Genomic DNA, 15,750 nt, shown 5'->3' on the forward strand with positions numbered 1-15,750 from the left:
GAAAGAAGACCACCATGACGCAAACCGCCACCGCCCTGGAACTCGACAACGAACAGGCCACCAAGCTTCACGCCCTGTACCGCCGCCTGCACGCCCACCCCGAGCTGTCCATGCAGGAGCACGCCACGGCAGCCCTCATCGAGGAACAACTCGACCGTTTGGGCGTGGAGCATTTCCGCTGCGGCGGCACCGGAGTGGTGGGTGTCCTGCGGAACGGCCGCGGTCCAGTAGTTGCCTTCCGGGCGGACACTGACGGCCTGCCCATCGAGGAAGCCACCGGCCTGGAGTACGCCAGCACGGACAAAGGCATGCTGGACGGCACAGAGGTTCCCGTGATGCACGGTTGCGGCCATGACACCCACGTGGCGAGCCTGCTGGGCGCCGCCGAAATCCTCGCCGGCAACCGGGACGCGTGGGCCGGGACCCTGGTGCTGATCTTCCAGCCCGGTGAAGAGACCGCGGCAGGCGCCCTGGCCATGCTCGACGACGGGCTGTGGGACAAGGCTCCACAGCCGGAGGTGGTGTTCGGGCAGCACGTCATGCCCCGCCCGGTGGGTACCGTGTCCATCTCCAGCGGACCGGTCGCGGCCATGGCGGATTCGCTCAGAGTCACTGTCCACGGCCAGCAATCCCACGGTTCGCAGCCACAGGACTCCATCGATCCCATCGTCATGGCGGCGCACATGGTCACGCGGCTGCAGACCATCGTGTCCCGTGAGCTGGACCCGCGGAAGTCCGCCGTCGTGACCGTTGGGACTTTCCACGCCGGGCTCAAGGAAAACATCATCCCGGCCTCGGCCGAGTTCACGCTCAACATCCGTACCTTCGACGAGGATGTGCGTGGCCAGGTCCTCGCCGCCGTCCGCCGCATCATCGAGGCCGAGGCCGCCGCGTCCGGCGCGCCCACGCCGCAGATCGAGGAGCTGTACCGCTTCCCGCAGTGCTTCAATGACCCCGACGCCGTTCCTTCAGTTCTCGCGGCACTGAGCGGTGCGCTCGGGGCGGAGTCAGTCGAAGTGACCCCGCCGATGATGGGGAGCGAGGACTTCGGGCACCTGGGTACGGCCATCGGCGTGCCGTCCGTGTTCTGGATGTTCGGCGGCACGCCCGCATCCGCCTTTGAAGGGCCCGGGCCGGTACCCGTGAACCATTCGCCCTTGTTCGCCCCCGAGCTGGAAGGTTCCCTGGCCGGCGGAGTCTCTGCCGCCGTCGCCGTGCTCCTGTCCCGCCTGGGCAACTGAGCTTGCTTCGGCAACTGATCTTCGAGGAATGTCCATGACTTCAGTACTCACCGAAACAGCCCCTGTCCTCCGGGATACCGTCGGTCCGCTCTCCGGCCGCCTCGTGGTGGACCTGAGCCGAGCGCTCGCCGGACCGCACGCCGCCATGATGATGGGCGACCTCGGTGCCAGGGTCATCAAGATCGAGAACCCTGGAACCGGGGACGACACCCGGGGTTGGGGACCGCCGTTCGTTGGGCCCGAGGATGATCCGCAGGCGGCGTACTTTTTGTCCTGCAACCGCAACAAGGAATCGCTTGCCTTGGACCTCAAGAGCGACGACGGCCGCGCCGTACTGCGGCAGTTGCTGGAACGTGCTGACGTAGTGGTGGAAAACTTCCGGCCCGGTGTCCTGGAACGGCTCGGCTTCAGCACCGATGCCATGCACGCCATCAATCCCCGTTTGGTGATCCTGTCCATCACAGGCTTCGGCCACGATGGCCCCGAATCCCACCGCAGCGGCTACGACCAGATCCTGCAGGGCGAAGCCGGGATCATGTCGCTCACGGGTTCCGGCCCCGAAGATCCCCAACGCGTGGGCGTGCCCATAGCCGATCTCCTGTCTGGCATGTACGGCGCCTACGGAGTGGTCGCAGCCCTGCTGCAACGCGAACGGACAGGCCAGGGGCAAGTGGTCCGGACGTCCTTGCTGGCGTCCCTCGTCGGGGTGCATGCGTTCCAGGGGACCAAGGTCACCGTGGCGGGGGAGTCGCCCGAAGCGCAGGGAAACCATCACCCCTCCATCGCGCCGTACGGCCTGTTCCGTTGCCGGAACGGGAGCGTCCAAATCAGTGTGGGGAGCGAAAAGCTGTGGGCCGCTTTCACATCCGCGTTCGGGCTTGATCCTGCCGCGGACGGCCTCGCCAGTAACGCGGACCGGGTGCGGAACCGCGCCCGCGTGATCGACGTGGTGGAAGCGGCATTCGCCGGGTACGACGCCGAGCCGCTCCTCTCGAAGCTCGCCGACGCCGGTATTCCCGCGGGCAAAGTCCGGTCCCTGAAGGAAGTGTATGAGTGGCCCCAGGTGGCATCCCAAGGGCTGCTGGTGGACGTGGAACACCCGCTCCTGGGCCCGGTCACGTTGCCCGGGCCACCGCTGCGCTTCTTCGACAACGCCTCTGGTGCCGAGTCCACCCGCCGCGCCCACACGGCACCCCCGCTGCTCAACGAGCACAGCGACGGCATCCGTGAGTGGCTCGCCGCGGGGGAGGAGGGCTGAATGACCGCCACGGCCACTCGCCGCCGCCTCGGTGCCCGGGAACTGCTTGAAGAAACGCTCGACGCCGATACTTTCGTTTCGTGGGACGCCCCGGTTCGTGGGGTGGTTGGCCCTGACTCCGCTGGCGCCGCGTACGCCGCAGACCTGGCTGCCGCACGCGACAGGTCCGGCAGCGACGAGGCGGTGCTCACCGGCGAGGGCCGGGTCCGGAACCACCGCGTCGCCGTCGTCGTCTCCGATTTCGCTTTCCTGGCCGGCTCCATCGGGCGGGACGCGGCACAAAGGCTGGTTGCCGCCGTCGAACGTGCAACCCACCTCGGCCTGCCGCTCGTGGCCATGCCCGCTTCCGGTGGGACGCGCATGCAGGAAGGGACCGCAGCGTTCCTGGCCATGGTGGAAATCGTGGCAGCGGTCCAGGCACATCGCTCTGCCGGGTTGCCGTATCTGGTCTATCTGCGGCACCCCACCACCGGGGGCGTCATGGCATCCTGGGGCTCGCTGGGGCACGTGACCGCAGCCGAACCGGGTGCCCTGCTGGGGTTCCTTGGGCCGCGGGTCTATTCAGCGCTTCACGGTGAAGAGTTCCCGGGCGATGTCCAGATCGCCGAGAACCTGTTCGATCACGGGCTGGTGGACGCCGTGGTACCTCCTGAAGGGCTCAGTGCCTACTTCGGCCGCGTGCTGGATCTCTTGGTGGCGTCCGGTGATGGGGAAGAGGTTGCTGGGACGTCCGCTGCCGGCGATGGTGCGGCCGCCGCGCAGGAGCCTGCAGCGCCGCTGTTCCCCGCGGCGCCGCCAGCAGCTTGGGACTCCGTGCAACGTTCGCGGAACCCACACCGGCCTTCCACGGCGGGGTTATTGCAGGAAGCCGCGGGAAGCGTCGTGCTCCTGCGGGGCGCCGGCGACGGCGCCAAGGAGAACGGGATCCTGGTGGCCCTCGCAAGCTTCGGGGCCAAACCGTGCGTCGTGGTGGGGCATGCTCCCGGGAAAGCCCTGGGCCCCGCATCACTACGGGACGCCCGGCGTGGGATGCGGCTGGCGTCGGAACTTGGGCTTCCCCTGGTGACCATCATCGACACCCCGGGCGCCGCCCTGTCCAAGGAAGCCGAGGAAGGTGGACTTGCCGCCGAGATCGCACGCTCCCTGTACGACCTTCTTGGCCTGTCCACACCCACACTTTCCGTGCTCCTGGGGCAAGGGACCGGCGGGGGAGCGTTGGCACTGTTGCCCGCCGACCGGACCATCGCCGCAGAACACGCATGGCTTGCCCCCTTGCCACCCGAGGGTGCGTCGGCCATCGTCCACCGGACCACGTCCCACGCACCCGCGCTCGCAGAAAGCCAGGGCATCACGGCTGCTGCGCTCGCGGGGAGGGGCGTGGTGGACCTTGTGGTGGCGGAACAGCCCGATGCCGCTACGGAGCCCGTGGAGTTCTGCCGCCGCCTCGGTGACGTGATCGCCGTCGAACTCCAAGCCCTGGCCGTATCGGGAGCGCTGTCCGGTCCGGGATTCGCGCGGCTGCAGGCCCGCCGAGCGCGTTATCGCGCCCTGGTCTCGTAACCCTTCCCTTGTGAGGCCCGCTCTGCGCCGTTTCGTAGGGAAATAGAACGCAGAGCGGGCCTCACAACGGGAGGTGAGTACCGCCGTCGCTCGCTTGTTGGCGCTGTTGCGTCAGTGGCTGCCCGGGGTTTCGCCGTCTTCGAAGATCCTCGAGGCAGGGCCCACGATCAGGGCGTCTGGTGTGCCCACCAGTTCCACGTCCTTGCCGGTGTAATCGAAGCGGTTGAGGACGTGACGCATCGCTTCGAGGCGTGCGCGCTTCTTGTCGTTGCTCTTCACCACTGTCCACGGCGCCCAGTCCGTGTCCGTTTCGAGGAACATGGCTTCCTTCGCGGCCGTGTACGAACCCCATTTGTCCAAGGAAGCCAGATCCATGGGGGAGAGTTTCCACTGGCGGACCGGATCTACCTGCCGGATGGTGAACCGTGTCAGCTGCTCGGTGCGGGAGACGGAGAACCAAAACTTGACCACGTCAATGCCGTCGTCCACAAGCAGCTTCTCGAAAATGGGCGCTTGGTGAAGGAAGTTCTCGTATTGCTCCTCGGTACAGAAGGACATCACGCGCTCCACACCCGCCCGGTTGTACCAGGACCGGTCGAACATCACCATTTCGCCGGCGGCGGGCAGATGCGAGACGTAGCGCTGGAAGTACCACTGGCTCTGTTCGCGTTCGCTGGGCTTCTCCAAGGCGACAATCCGGGCGCCACGGGGATTCAGGTGCTCGGTGAAACGCTTGATGGTGCCGCCTTTGCCCGCGGCGTCCCGGCCCTCGAAAACCATCACCACCCGGCGGCCCGTGGACTTGACCCACTTCTGCAGCTTGAGGAGTTCGATCTGGAGCAGCCGCTTCTCCGACTCATACGTTTCCCGGTCCAGGCGGGCCGCGTAGGGGTAGCCCTCGCGCCAGGTATCCACCAGCACGCCGTCGGGGCCGAGCAACACAGGATCATCGTCGTCATCGTCCAGGACCGAGAAGCCGTGGAGGTTGGAGCCAAGAGCAGTCATGGCCAGAACGTAGCGCCGGGAAGTTAACGCACTGTGAATACTGGAAGTCACCGCGGCCGAACGCCCCGAAAGCGTCCGGCCACGGTGACCCGTGCGTCGTTAGGCGCTCGTCACGTCCTGGACCTCGCCCACGAGTTCTTCGATGATGTCCTCAAGGAACAGCATGCCAGTGGTGGCACCTTCGGCATTGAAGACGCGGGCAACATGGGCACCGCTCCTGCGCATGGACGCCAGCGCATCTTCGAGTTCGCTGCCAACATAGACGGAGGCCAAGCGACGGATGCGTTTCTCCGGCACCGGACTGCTGAACTTCTCCGGCGTTGTCAGGTCCATGACGTCCTTGAGGTGGAGATAGCCGGAAGGCTGTCCGTCCGTGTCCGTCAGGATGTACCGGGAGTACCCGTGCTCCGCAACAGTCCGCTGGATGTCCGCCGGCGATGACGTAGCAGGCAGGAGCACCATTTCGGCGATCGGAACCTCCACGTCGGCCACGGTCTTTGCCGTGAACTCGAAGGCGGCAGTCAGTGTTCCGCTGGTGTCGTTGAGGGTTCCTACCCGCGTGGATTGCTCCACGATGGTTGCCACCTCGTCCAAGGTGTAGGCGCTGGTTGCCTCGTCCTTGGGTTCCACGCGGAACAGCCGAAGGATGGAGTTTGCGATCCCGTTCAGCGTCCAGATCACGGGCTTGAACACCTTGGCCACCAACACCAGGGGAGGCGCCAGGATCAGGGCCGCCCTTGTGGGAACAGAGAACGAAATGTTCTTGGGGACCATTTCGCCCACCACAACGTGCAGGAAGGTCACCAGCAGGAGCGCGACAGCAAAGGCGATGATGCTGATTGCCTCGGCAGGCAGGGACGTAAGCCCCAACGGAATTTCCAGCAGGTGGTGGATAGCCGGCTCGGATACGTTGAGGATCACCAGCGAACATACCGTGATGCCCAGCTGGCTCGTCGCCAGCATCAGGGTGGCGTGTTCCATGGCCCACAGCGTGGTCTTGGCGGCCTTGCTGCCGGCTTCGGCTTTTGGTTCGATCTGGGAACGCCGAGCGGAGATCACGGCGAACTCGGCGCCAACGAAGAACCCATTCACCACCAGCAGGATCACCAGCCAGATGATTCCGGGAAGATACTCACTCATGGCCAAGCTCCTCGGAAATCTTGTCGATGATCTGGTCGTGGGTGCTGGTTGTGTCCGCGTCGGGGTCCGGTGTGAAGCGGATTCGTCCCAATTGCGGGCCGGCTACCCGTTCCACACGCAGCACGCCATCGGCGATGGCCACTTCGTCACCGAGCTCCGGAACGCGGTCCAGCTGGTCGGACATGAAGCCGGCCACAGTGTCGTACTCCTCGCCTTCGGGCACCACAATGCCGGTTCGGTCCAGCAATTCGTCCGGCCGCAGGGAGGCGTCGAAGGTAACTGAGCGGCCGCTGCGGACCACCCCGGCCCTGGCGCGGTCGTGTTCGTCCTCGAGTTCGCCCACGATTTCCTCTACGAGGTCCTCCAGGGTGACGATCCCTGCTGTTCCGCCGTGCTCGTCGGAGACAATGGCCACTTGCAGGCCTTGCTTGCGGAGGAGGACCAGGAGTGCATCCACGTCCTTGGACTCCGGAACGTACAACGGCTCGGTCATGAGGGACGTGGCGGCAACGGATCCGCGTTCTTCCAGCGGCACCGCGAAGGCCTGCTTGACGTGGAGGACTCCCTGAACGTCGTCACGGTCGCGGCCGATCACCGGGAACCGCGAGAACCCTGTGGCGGATGCCAGCTCCACGATTTCGGCGGCCGTGTGATCGGAATCCACGGCAACCATGCGGATACGAGGCGTCATCACGTCTCCAGCCGTGTGCTCCGAAAAGCGCAGGGTCCGGTTCAGCAACTCGGCATGGTCGCGGTCCAGGACGCCTTCCAACGCCGAGCGCCGCACCAACGAGGTCAGTTCCTCCGCGGACCGGGCACCCGAAAGTTCCTCCTTGGGCTCAATGCCGAAGGAACGGATGATGCGGTTGGCTGTGTTGTTGAAGAGCAGGATTGCCGGTTTGAACACCGTGGTGAAGAGGGCTTGGAACGGGACTACTACCTTGGCCGTGGCCAGCGGCAAGGCCAAGGCGAAGTTCTTGGGAACCAGTTCTCCGATCACCATGGAGAAGATGGTGGCCAGGAAGATACCTGCCACCGCACCGACACCGGGAATGAAGGCCTCGGGCAGCCCGGCCGATTGCAGCGGGCCGCGGAGCATGCTGCTGATGGCCGGTTCAAAGGTATAGCCGGTGAGCAGGGTGGTGAGGGTGATGCCGAGCTGTGCACCGGAGAGGTGCGTCGACGTGATTTTCAGGGCGTTGATGGTGGCCCCCAGCCGCTTTTCGCCGCGGGCTTGGCGGGCTTCGAGTTCAGTGCGGTCCAGATTGACCAGCGCAAACTCTGAGGCGACGAAGAATCCTGTGCCGACAGTGAGGACAAGGCCTATGCCGAGCATGATCCATTCATACATTCGGGCGCCCCTCTCCCGTGTGGACCGGCAATCCGGTCAGGGGGCAGAGGGGCCTGGGCATATGTGAAGGAGGGTCATCCATAGTGGGCCAAGTCTACGGGGTGGCCGGCCAAGTCCGGATATTTGTGCGCCGCAGGCTGAAACGGGAACCCACCGGGGGCTTCGGACGTTGACGAGCGGATGCCCCTAACGCGGAAACAGAGAACCCCCGGAGATCCGAAGATTTCCAGGGGTTCCCAACCGAGCTTCCTATCAGAATCGAACTGATGACCTTTTCATTACGAGTGAAACGCTCTACCGACTGAGCTAAGGAAGCACCGCGTCTTTCTACCGGTTTCCCGGCCGATCACGCAAGACATAACTGTAATAGAGGCACGGCGCCCGGGTCAAAACGACGGCGGTGGCGGCCGTTGCGGGGATGTTCACCCGGGCGTCGGGCCGGGTTCAAGCCGCCTTTCCCCTGCCGCCGGAAGCTGGGGAATCAACTGTTGCCGGGGCCGTCCGGCACGCAATACTCGCCGAGGGAGCCGCGCAATGACTGGGGACGCATTGACCAGGGATACCAACCACACGCCCAACAGGTTGCGGCTCGCGGTGGTGGACATGGTGGGGACCACCATCACGGACGACGGCCGGACCGAGCGGGCCATGTCCCGGGCGTTGGCCGAACACGGAGTGGAGCCCGGCAGCACCCGCTTTGAGAGCATGCTCGGCTATGCGCGGGACACCATGGGCTTCTCCAAGCGAACGGTCTTCAGCCATCTTTTCGACGACGCCGTGGTTGCCGAAAGCGCCAACAAGACGTTCGAGCTGGTTTACGACGAATTGATCGACGACGGCGGCGTCCGCGCCATTCCGGGGGCGGAGGACGCCATCCATTGGATGCGGGAATCAGGAATGCATGTGTGCCTCGCAACAGGCTTTGGCCGGCACACCCAGAACATGGTCCTGGAGTCCCTGGGCTGGATGGGCCTGGCAGACCTCAGCCTGTGCCCGGCCGACGCCGGCCGTGGCCGTCCCTACCCGGACATGATCCTGACCGCCGTCCTGGCCTTGGACTTGGACGATGTCCGGGAGGTGGCGGTCATTGGCGACACGAGTTCGGACATGCTGTCCGGCGTCCGCTCCGGGGCCTCACTCATGGCCGGTGTCTTGACCGGTTCACACTCGGAAGCCACCCTCCGGGCAGCCGGAGCCACCGAAGTGGTCGACTCCATCAAGCAGTTGCCGCTGCTGCTGGAGAAGCACGAGGCACGGCACTTCTAGCGCCGGGCGGCCAGAGCTAGCACTTCAAGCCGTCTTGCGGCTGCTTCCCGTCGATGAAGTAATCGTCAACTGCGTTGCTGACGCACGAGTTGGAGCGGCCGTAGGCGGTGTGCCCTTCGCCTTCCCACGTGACAAGGGAAGCGTTCTCGAGCTGTTTCCGCAGCGACTGGGCCCATGCCAGTGGAGTGGCGGGGTCTCCGGTGGTGCCGATGACGACGATCGGCGCCGAGCCTGTGTAATCCACCGCTCCGGGAGTTCGCGTGGCCTTGTAGGGCCAGTCCTTGCAGCTCACGCCGCCGTAGGCGAAGAACTCACCGAAGGTGGGGGAGTCCTGCTTCAGGCGGACTTCCTCGGCCCGCATCCCGGCGGTGTCGGTGACCATGGGATAGTCCAGGCAGTTGATGGCCGTGAAGGCAAAGTTCGAGTTGGAACTGTAGGTGCCGTTCTGCTCCCGGTCTGCGCCGAGATCGGCAATCCGCAGCATCTGCGAGACATCGCCGGAGAAGGCGCTGGCCAGGGCCTGGCTCAGGGCGGGCCAGCTTTGGTCATCGTAGAGCGGCAGGATGAGCCCGTTGACGAATTCGTTGCCGGTAACGAGTCGGCCGTCCTTGGCTGTCTGGGGATTGTCGTCCACAGCCTGGATGAGGTCGCGGATCTCCTGGACACCGTTGTCCACGTTTCCGCTGAGCGGGCAGTCCTTTTGGTTCAGGCAGTCGGAAACGTAGGAACGGATGGCCTTCTCGAAGGCTACGGCTTGCCCTGAGGTGAGGTCCTCGTTGCTGAGCGAGGGATCCACGGCCCCGTCCAGCACCAGGCGTCCTACGTTGTCCGGGAACAGGGCTGCGTAGGTGGAGCCGAGGAACGTCCCGTAGGAGTAGCCGAGGTAATTGAGCTTGGCATCGTTGACCACGGCGCGGAGGACGTCGAGGTCCTTGGCGGCGCTGACGGTGTCGATATGTTCCAGCACGGGGCCGGTCTGCTGCACACACTGTTGGATCAAGGACTTGTTGAAGGCCAGGGCAGCAGCAAGTCCCTGGTCCGTGTTCTCCTTGAAGACCTTTTCCCGCGCGGCATCCCGTTCAGCGTCCGAGGACATGCAGGTGACAGGTGCTGAACGCTTGACGCCGCGGGGGTCGAAGCCCACCATGTCGTAGTTGGAGCGCAGCTTTTGGGTGAAGTGGGTCTTGCCGCCGTCCCTGACGAAGTCCACCCCCGAACCGCCGGGTCCGCCGGGATTGACCAGGATGGTGCCCTTCTTGTTTCCGCTGCTGGAGAGCTTGATCGCGGAGAGTTCGATGTCCCCGCCGGAAGGGTTCCCGTAGTCGAGCGGGACCTTGACGGTGGCGCATTGGAAGCCGTTTTCACAGCCACTCCACTCCACTGCCTGCGAGTAGTACTTTTCCAGTCCCTTCGGTGCCGACGCGGCGATGGAAGGATCAACCGTACTCGTGGATGGCTTCGCCGTGGGAGTAGGCATGAACGGAAGCGAGCACGCACTGAGGACCAGCAGTGAAACGAGCGTGAGGCAGAGCGCTGCGAGCCCCCGGCGGCGGCGTGCGGACTTCATGGATTCTCCTATTGCTGGATCAGGCTCGTCGCCATGGACTCCACTGCCAAGAGCGGTGCCACGTTGGTGGTGGTGATGCGGACCCGTGCTTTGTTGATGGCGTCCATCCGGGCAAGGGTGGTCTCCGCCGCGGATTGGCGCGCGTATTCTTCGAGATCGCCCCTGAGTTCAACGTTGACCAACTCCACTGCGTTCCCGAGTTGGATGATCAAGACGTCCCTGTAAAAGGACAGCAGGTCGGTCAGCGTCCTGTCCAACGAGTCAGTAACGGACCGCTTGGCACGGCGCTTCTGGTCGTCTTCCAATTGTTTGACCTGGCTGCGCATGGACGGCGGGAGTGTTCCGGACTCCGGGGCGCCGAGGCTGGCCAACAGCGCAACCTTCTCCGCGGCATCCCGTTCGTCATTGGAACTGTTGGCCTCGTCGGTGGCGATCTTGACCAGTTTCTCGGCCATCATCACCGCGGCCGTGACGCCGCGCAGGCCCAGCGGGATCCGGACAGTTTCCAGCCTGCGTTCCCTGGCGTCGGCATCGCGAGCCAACCTGCGTGCGATTCCAATGTGGCTTTGTGCTGCCCGTGCCGCGCGTTCAGCCAACTGCGGGTCGATGCCGTCGCGGCGAACCAAAAGGTCTGCGACGTCGGAAGCCGGCGGCAGGCGCAAGGTAACCGGCCGGCAGCGGGACCGGATGGTGACCAGCACGTCCGCGGGGGAGGGCGCGCACAGCATCCAGATGGTCCGCGGCGTTGGTTCCTCGATGGCCTTGAGCAGGACGTTGGTGGTCCGTTCGGCCATGCGGTCTGCGTCCTCCACCACGATGATCCGCCAGCGTCCCGTGGACGGCCTGTCTCCGGCCTTGGAAACGAGTTCCCTGGCCTCGTCGATGGTGATGGTGACTTTCTCGGTCCGCACGAACGTCACGTCGGAGTGGGTTTCGCCAAGGATTGTGTGGCAGGAGGGGCAGTGTCCGCAGCCTCGAAGGGCCACGTCGTCCTGTTCGCAGTTCAAGGCAGCGGCGAAGGCCTTGGCCGCGTTGGAGCGTCCGGAGCCGGGCGGGCCGGTGAAGAGCCAGGCGTGGGTGAGTCCCGCTTCGCCTTGGGCGGCCTGTTTCAACTGCGCAACAACAGGAGCCTGCCCCTGGAGGTCGTCCCAAACGCTCATTGGGGAACCCGCCCACCGAGCAACGCCTCAACCCGTTCCAGGATCCGGGAGGCCAAGGTCTCAATGTCCAAGGCTGCGGGCAACACGAGATAACTGGACGGCGAAGCAGAGGCGAGGTCCAGGAAGGCATGGCGGATGGCCGAGTGGAAGTCGTCCGGCTCGGACTCCAGGCGGTCTTCTGCGGCTTCCCCGGCGGTGCGGCGCTGGCGCCCGTCTGAAGGGTCGACGTCGAGCAGTACCGTCAGGTCCGGCTGCAGGCTTTCGGTGGCCCACTCGTTAAGGGAGCGGACCTGATCTGCGCCGAGGCCCCGGCCTGCGCCCTGGTAGGCAACGGAGGAGTCGATGTAGCGGTCGGTAATGACCACGGTGCCCGCTGCCAGTGCGGGGCGGATCACCTGGTTGGCGTGGGCCGCGCGGGCAGCGGCGAACATCAGTGCCTCAGTGCGGGCGTCGATGGTTCCATGGCCGTGTTCAAGGACCAAGGAGCGCAGTTTTTCGCCAATGGGAGTTCCGCCGGGTTCGCGGGTTCGCAGGACGGTCAACCCCCGGGATTCAAGGGCGTCGAAGAGCCGTGCGGCCTGGGTGGATTTGCCCGCTCCGTCCCCGCCTTCGAAGGCAATGAAAAGGCCTGGACTCTGAATACTCACCTGCCTAGCCTACCGAGCGGCTGCAAACGTAACGGCTTTCATCCACACCCGTGCCCCCGATTACGCTGAAGCCATGAGCCTTTCCGAAGAGCACGCCGCAGCTTTGTCCCCGGAAACCCTTGTGGTGGCTGCGGGCCGTCCCGAACGCAAGCACGATGAGCCGGTCAATCCGCCCATTGTCTTGTCCTCCACATACTTCGGAACGGGTCCGTTGGGCGACGGCGATCGCGGCTACGGACGCTACGCCAACCCCACGTGGGATCCGTTTGAGGAGGCCCTGGCCAAGCTCGAAGGCGCAGAGCTTCCCGGACTGCTCTACGGGTCCGGACTCGCCGCCGTGAGTTCGGTGCTTTCCCTGGTTCCCGCCGGAGGTGTGGTGGTCATGCCATCGCACAGCTACTCGGGATCCCTGGTGATGGCCTCCGAGCTCGCAGACAAGGGCTTCATCGAACTGCGCACCGTGGACATCGCGGACACGGACGCGGTCAAGGCCCTCATCAGCCCCGAAAACGGCAAGCCCGCAGACCTGCTGTGGCTCGAGAGCCCCACCAACCCCATGCTGGGTATCGCCGATGTCCTTGCGCTGACGGAAGCCGCGCACGCTGCCGGGGCCATCGTCGTCACGGACAATACGTTCTCCACGCCTCTGGTGCAGCAGCCGCTGGCCCTGGGTTCCGACGTCGTTCTTCACTCGGTGACCAAGTACCTGGCCGGCCATTCGGATGTGGTCCTCGGCGCCCTGGTGACCTCCAATCCGGATCTGCGCGCCGCGTTGCTGCATCACCGGATCATCCACGGCGGCATCGCGGGCCCCTTCGAAGCCTGGCTGGCCCTCCGTGGCTTGCGGACGCTGGCCTTGCGGATCGAGCGTTCGCAGGCGTCCGCCGCTGTCCTCGCCGGTCGCCTCAGCACCCACCCGAGGGTGGAAGCCATCCGCTACCCGGGACTTGCATCGGATCCCGGCCACCAGCGGGCCAAGGAGCAAATGAAGGGCTTCGGTTCCATCCTCTGCATCCAGATTGCCGGCGACGACTCCCGCAGCGGTGCCGAAGCCGCCGACCAGCTGGTGCGGGCGCTGCAGCTGTGGCTCCCTGCTACGTCCTTGGGCGGCGTCGAGTCTCTCATCGAACGCCGACGCCGGCACACGGCTGAGCCGCTCAGCGTCCCCGAGAATCTGGTCCGGTTGAGCGTGGGCATCGAAAACGTCGAAGACCTTTGGTCCGACCTCGAGCAAGCGCTGAAGTCGCTGGACAGCTAGGCTAAAGGGCGTGGACGGAAAATTCTTGATCGCCATTGTCACCAACGCGGTCTACTTCATCTTGGGACTGGTGGCCCTGGCCCTGGAAATTTGGGCGTTCGTCGATTGCCTGCGCCACCGGCCGGCACTGTTCGTGGCTGCCTCCAAGCGCACCAAGACGTTCTGGACGGCCCTCACCGGCGTCGCCTTCGCCATCGGCGCCCTCACCGTGCTGAGCGGCGGCAGCGGCCTGGGCCTCTTCGGCATCGCGGCAGTCACGGCAGCCTCGGTGTATCTCGCCGACGTCCGCCCCGCAGTCCGCGAGGCCGGCAGTGGCGGCAACCGCAACGTGGGCCCGTACGGCCCCTGGTAAACACTCGCTGGTAGGCCAGGGTCAGAGCGGCGCCACGGCGTCCCACGCCACAGTGACTTCACCCAAGCGCCACCGCGACGGTCCATCCTGAAGCGGCCATCCGGCGTCGAGCAGTGAACGGCACATGGCGGTCCACCGCTGCCGGTTCCCGAACGATGCCAGCGGTGCCGCCTCCAACCAGGCGCGGTCCATGGCCTGCAGGAACGTGTGCACCGGCTCGCCCGGGACATTCCGGTGGATCAGGGCCTTGGGCAGCCGTTCGGCCACCTCGGACGGCAACTCGAAGCCGCCGAAGCGCACGGACAGGCTCAGGCTCAAAGGCCGTTCGGAGTCCAACGCCACCCAGGTCACCCGGCGGCCGATTTCGTCGCACGTGCCGTCGATGAACAGCCCGCCCGGTGCCAGCCGCGACTGGACCAGCCCCCAGATTGCCGGCACGTCCGCTTCCTCGTATTGGCGCAGCACGTTGAAGGCCCGCACCAGGACGGGATTGCCGGGCACGGGAACCTCGAAGCCACCCACGTGGAAGCTCAGCCCTGGTCGCTCCAACGGTTTGGCGTTCCGCACGCGGTCGGGTTCTATCTCGATCCCGCAGACCCTTACATCGGGACGGACGGCCTGCAGCCGCTCGAAAAGCTCGACGGCGGTGGCTGGCGAGGCGCCGTAGCCCAAGTCCACCACCAAAGGCTCGACGGCGGCGCGCAGCCGCCACGCTTGCGGCCCGGCAAGCCACCTGTCCAGGCGGCGCATCCGGTTGGGATTCGTGGTGCCGCGGGTGATGTTGCCAACCGGCTTTCCGCCCCTGTTGCGGGGAGAGCCCACCCGTTCCGCCTTTTGCACCACGGCCCCCACTTTATCGCCTGCCCTGCTCCGCACCCTTTGCCGCGCTTCGCTGCCCTTACGTGCCGCACCCTTTGCCGCCACCCGCACCCCGGACCACTGGTGCGAGTGGCTCGAATGGGTGCGGCAGATGCGCGAGTGGGTGCACTTGGCGCGAACGGGTGCGTGGGGCGTAACGCCCGGCAGGGGAGAGGGGCGCTCGGCTAGGATGAAAACCATGACTTACAAGCTCATTCTGCTGCGCCACGGCCACAGCGACTGGAACGCCAAGAACCTGTTCACCGGCTGGGTGGACGTTGACCTGAACGATCAAGGCCGCACCGAAGCAGTACGCGGTGGAGAGCTTCTGGTTGAGAACAACATTCTCCCGGACGTGCTCTACACCTCGCTCCTGAAGCGTGCCATCAACACCGCCAACATGGCCCTGGACAAGGCCAACCTCGGCTGGATCCCGGTCAAGCGCGACTGGCGCCTCAACGAGCGCCACTACGGCGCACTGCAGGGCAAGGACAAGGCCCAGACCCTCGCCGAGTTCGGCGAAGAGCAGTTCATGGAATGGCGCCGCAGCTACGACACCCCGCCGCCGCCCCTCTCGGACGACAGCGAATTCTCGCAGGCACACGACCCCCGCTACGCCGGCCTGGGCGACGCACTGCCGCGCACGGAGTGCCTCAAGGACGTCCTGGTCCGCCTGCTTCCTTACTGGGAATCTGACATCAAGGAAGACCTCAAGGCGGGCAAGACCGTCCTGGTCACCGCACACGGCAACTCCCTGCGTGCCCTGGTCAAGCACCTTGACGGCATCAGCGACGACGCCATCGCCTCCCTCAACATCCCCACCGGCATCCCGCTGGTGTACGAACTGGACGAGGACTTCAAGCCGGTCAACCCCGGCGGCACCTACCTGGACCCCGAAGCCGCGGCAGAGGCCATCCTCGCCGTAGCCAACCAGGGCAAGAAGTAAAGCTTCGCCAAGTACGACGGCGGGGGGGGGGGGGGGGGGGGGGGGGGGGGGGGGGGGGGGGGGGGGGGATGTCGAAAGCCACACCGCGGGCGCGGGACCCCGCCCCCCGCGGGGGGTAGGGGGGGGGGGGGGGACACACCC

The 15,750-nt window shown here is 65.5% G+C and carries 14 protein-coding genes and 1 tRNA gene; 7 read left to right on the forward strand and 8 right to left on the reverse strand.

Annotated features, from left to right (window positions below):
- Window positions 1-14 precede the first annotated feature (14 nt).
- The 3 genes from ACH488_RS18740 to ACH488_RS18750 are packed head-to-tail and all read left to right on the forward strand — an operon-like array spanning window position 15 to window position 4,059.
- Window positions 15-1,241, forward strand: coding sequence for an amidohydrolase (locus ACH488_RS18740; RefSeq protein WP_397326059.1), 1,227 nt, complete (start codon window positions 15-17; stop codon window positions 1,239-1,241).
- 34 nt (window positions 1,242-1,275) lie between these two features.
- Window positions 1,276-2,499, forward strand: coding sequence for a CaiB/BaiF CoA transferase family protein (locus tag ACH488_RS18745; protein WP_397326060.1), 1,224 nt, complete (start codon window positions 1,276-1,278; stop codon window positions 2,497-2,499).
- The gene (locus tag ACH488_RS18750; RefSeq protein ID WP_397326061.1) at window positions 2,500-4,059 is read left to right on the forward strand and encodes a carboxyl transferase domain-containing protein; all 1,560 of its coding nucleotides are present in this window, start codon (window positions 2,500-2,502) and stop codon (window positions 4,057-4,059) included.
- A gap of 111 nt (window positions 4,060-4,170) precedes the next feature.
- Here ACH488_RS18750 and ppk2 read toward each other — a convergent pair whose 3' ends face one another.
- The 4 genes from ppk2 to ACH488_RS18770 all read right to left on the reverse strand — a co-directional run bounded on the left by ppk2 (window position 4,171) and on the right by ACH488_RS18770 (window position 7,871).
- Complete coding sequence (gene ppk2 / locus ACH488_RS18755) at window positions 4,171-5,064, reverse strand: polyphosphate kinase 2 (protein WP_193594428.1); 894 nt, start codon at window positions 5,062-5,064, stop codon at window positions 4,171-4,173.
- Between the two features lie 99 nt (window positions 5,065-5,163).
- Window positions 5,164-6,204, reverse strand: a complete 1,041-nt coding sequence (locus tag ACH488_RS18760; protein WP_397326062.1) for a hemolysin family protein — start codon at window positions 6,202-6,204, stop codon at window positions 5,164-5,166.
- Window positions 6,197-7,555, reverse strand: coding sequence for a hemolysin family protein (locus ACH488_RS18765; protein ID WP_397326063.1), 1,359 nt, complete (start codon window positions 7,553-7,555; stop codon window positions 6,197-6,199). The genes ACH488_RS18760 and ACH488_RS18765 overlap by 8 nt, the downstream gene beginning before the upstream one ends.
- A 243-nt stretch (window positions 7,556-7,798) precedes the next feature.
- Window positions 7,799-7,871: transfer RNA gene (locus tag ACH488_RS18770), tRNA-Thr, on the reverse strand.
- Window positions 7,872-8,089: 218 nt separating this feature from the next.
- Between ACH488_RS18770 and ACH488_RS18775 the strand changes: the two genes are divergently transcribed.
- Window positions 8,090-8,821 (forward strand): HAD family hydrolase, encoded by a 732-nt coding sequence (locus tag ACH488_RS18775; RefSeq protein ID WP_397326064.1) that lies wholly within the window; start codon window positions 8,090-8,092, stop codon window positions 8,819-8,821.
- 16 nt (window positions 8,822-8,837) lie between these two features.
- Here ACH488_RS18775 and ACH488_RS18780 read toward each other — a convergent pair whose 3' ends face one another.
- From ACH488_RS18780 to tmk, 3 genes are read right to left on the reverse strand one after another with little or no spacing between them, the layout of a single operon-like run.
- The gene (locus tag ACH488_RS18780; protein WP_397326065.1) at window positions 8,838-10,388 is read right to left on the reverse strand and encodes an alpha/beta hydrolase; all 1,551 of its coding nucleotides are present in this window, start codon (window positions 10,386-10,388) and stop codon (window positions 8,838-8,840) included.
- 8 nt (window positions 10,389-10,396) lie between these two features.
- The gene (locus tag ACH488_RS18785) at window positions 10,397-11,548 is read right to left on the reverse strand and encodes a DNA polymerase III subunit delta' (protein ID WP_397326066.1); all 1,152 of its coding nucleotides are present in this window, start codon (window positions 11,546-11,548) and stop codon (window positions 10,397-10,399) included.
- Window positions 11,545-12,195, reverse strand: a complete 651-nt coding sequence (gene tmk / locus ACH488_RS18790; protein WP_397326067.1) for a dTMP kinase — start codon at window positions 12,193-12,195, stop codon at window positions 11,545-11,547. The genes ACH488_RS18785 and tmk overlap by 4 nt, the downstream gene beginning before the upstream one ends.
- Before the next feature lie 73 nt (window positions 12,196-12,268).
- Here tmk and ACH488_RS18795 point away from each other — a divergent pair, with 73 nt between their 5' ends.
- Together ACH488_RS18795 and ACH488_RS18800 are read left to right on the forward strand one after the other, a co-directional pair.
- Window positions 12,269-13,453 carry a trans-sulfuration enzyme family protein gene (locus ACH488_RS18795; protein WP_397326068.1) on the forward strand — a complete coding sequence of 395 codons (1,185 nt, stop codon included), beginning with the start codon at window positions 12,269-12,271 and terminating at the stop codon, window positions 13,451-13,453.
- Between the two features lie 10 nt (window positions 13,454-13,463).
- Entirely contained in the window at window positions 13,464-13,805 is a 342-nt protein-coding gene (locus ACH488_RS18800; protein WP_397326069.1) for a DUF2516 family protein, read from the forward strand.
- A 21-nt stretch (window positions 13,806-13,826) separates the two neighbouring features.
- Here ACH488_RS18800 and ACH488_RS18805 read toward each other — a convergent pair whose 3' ends face one another.
- Window positions 13,827-14,648, reverse strand: coding sequence for a class I SAM-dependent methyltransferase (locus ACH488_RS18805; RefSeq protein WP_397326072.1), 822 nt, complete (start codon window positions 14,646-14,648; stop codon window positions 13,827-13,829).
- A gap of 214 nt (window positions 14,649-14,862) precedes the next feature.
- Here ACH488_RS18805 and ACH488_RS18810 point away from each other — a divergent pair, with 214 nt between their 5' ends.
- A complete protein-coding gene (locus ACH488_RS18810) occupies window positions 14,863-15,609 on the forward strand; it encodes a phosphoglyceromutase (RefSeq protein ID WP_397326070.1) in 747 nt (248 codons plus the stop codon).
- Window positions 15,610-15,750 lie beyond the last annotated feature (141 nt).

The sequence above is a fragment of the Paenarthrobacter sp. NPDC018779 genome (assembly GCF_044391085.1).
Taxonomy (GTDB): Bacteria; Actinomycetota; Actinomycetes; order Actinomycetales; family Micrococcaceae; genus Arthrobacter.